Annotated in this window: 2 protein-coding genes; both read left to right on the top strand. The window is 49.3% G+C overall.

Annotated elements, in window-relative coordinates; translation table 11 throughout:
- Window positions 1-776 (top strand): AAA family ATPase (locus MJ783_RS08990; protein ID WP_239309920.1); only part of this gene is annotated, 776 nt, incomplete at its 5' end.
- Entirely contained in the window at window positions 745-1,836 is a 1,092-nt protein-coding gene (locus tag MJ783_RS08985) for a hypothetical protein (protein ID WP_239309919.1), read from the top strand. The genes MJ783_RS08990 and MJ783_RS08985, both read left to right, overlap by 32 nt.
- Window positions 1,837-1,918: the final 82 nt, after the last annotated feature.

Raw genomic sequence — 1,918 nt, 5'->3', positions numbered from 1 at the left:
CGGCGTGGAGAACAGCGCAGGCATCGGAGACTGTTGCCAATAGTTGGAATAACGCGACTGTTTCCGCATTGAGTGCAGTACGCCACCTCGGCCCCAGCAGGGTGACGCCGCCAGACATACCAGTTCCGCTAGGTGGACGTGTCGATGGAGTCGGCCCAAATGGAGAACAGCTCGCAGCTTTCCTGGCCTCGGACGAAGGCCAAGGAGTACGCGAGACCAGCAATGGTGCCCTCGAACGACTCAGAATCCCCTACCAAATAACTTTGACATCATACTCGCCCTCCGTTGAGACAGAATTCTACCGCCATGCCGGCTATGGCTCCTTGGCCCTGCGCGATCCGCAGGGAAACGACCTCAAAGTGGCCGACGTGGGATTTGGAATTGTTCATGCGCTGCCCATCGTAGTAGAATGCTGCCGCTCCGAACCGGGAATAGTTCTGATTCAACAACCGGAGACTCATCTGCACCCCGCACTCCAGACCGACATGGGGGAGCTTTTTCTCGAAGCTGCGCTACGACGCCCGATGGAATCGGGTAGACATCAAATTATTATCGAAACCCATAGCGAAAATATACTTCTTCGCCTACAAGAGGCAGTGATCAATAGACGGATAGAACCTGACCATGTCGGAGTCGTCTTTATCGACAGAAACGACGATGGCGAGCTCGAAGTTCTTGACCAAGAATGGCGACGCGACGGCAACCTCGACCCGGACTTTCCATTGTCATTTTACGATTCAAGACGTGATGCTCTCAACGGACCTGAAGGTCGATAAGATGCTTGTCAACATCGGAGTCCATAGAGGTCTGTTTTCGGAGAATTTCTTCACCAAGGACCCTGAGGGAGCGAAGCGTTGCCACGCTATCGTCGCTGACCTCCTCCTTCGCCACGGACGGGTCGTCTTCGACAGTCCTACGAGCAAGAATGAATTTGCCAAAATCGTTAAATCACGATCAATGATGCCATATTGGGAAAAAGTTATAAACAAATCAACCGTGAAATCTTCCAGTGGGGTACCATGGTGGATGATTACGTCGACAAAAGATTTTTCTTCCAGGGATGACGGCCTGGAAATACTTCTTGTGGAATTGGACACTGTTCAACAAATTTTCTCCATTAACGCGACGCTCTCGCACGAACATCACAAAGTATGCGTTACACGCTGCGATACGCCGGGCGAACCGGAAGGCCTCGAAAATCTCGTTCGAATGGCGAACTGCCGGTACGGACAAAACGAGCTAGACCAGAACATAGTTAGGAAAAATTACATTGAACCATTCTTGAAAGAGTCCTCTCGAACGGTAATCATGGATAAATTTATCGGCTACGTCCTTGACAAAACTAATTTAAAATGGTTCTGGCAATTACTCCGAAATAGCCGCAGCGACCACGGCCAACGAGAACTTAAAATTATTACCACGATTCCCAAACATTTTCCTACCGAAAAAAATGATCTTATCGAATGTCTCCAAGAACGTCAGGAATCTCTCATCGGCGACTGTCTCGGCGATGACTCGAATCTCGAAAGCGTCAAGATTTATTGGTTATATGAATGGAAATGGAGTTTCAAAGGAAAACACGACCGTCATATCCGATTCGATGACCGTGTTATCGAAATTAGCTCGGGATACGAAGTGCTAAGTGCGCCACAAAAAACCGATGCACACTTTACATATTGGGTTAAAGATACCCGACACACAGCCTATGCCACCATAACCAGCGAGGAGAAGCGGGCATCAAACGCGGCCTCATACCACTTTCGTAGTACATACATACATGACATGCTCAAAACGACGATGATACCGACGAAGACACAGAGGAAGCGAACTTATTGATCATAATCAGATCAAAAAATTGACCTGAGGCCACGGAGCAAGCGGGCGAGGACGTGATCGTGGTGTCATGGACGTAGCCGAA

Source organism: Protofrankia sp. Cj3, from assembly GCF_917627355.1.
Lineage (GTDB): Bacteria > Actinomycetota > Actinomycetes > Frankiales > Frankiaceae > Protofrankia.
Note: the sequence above shows the minus strand (reverse complement) of the source record. Positions and strands in the feature narration are given on the sequence as shown.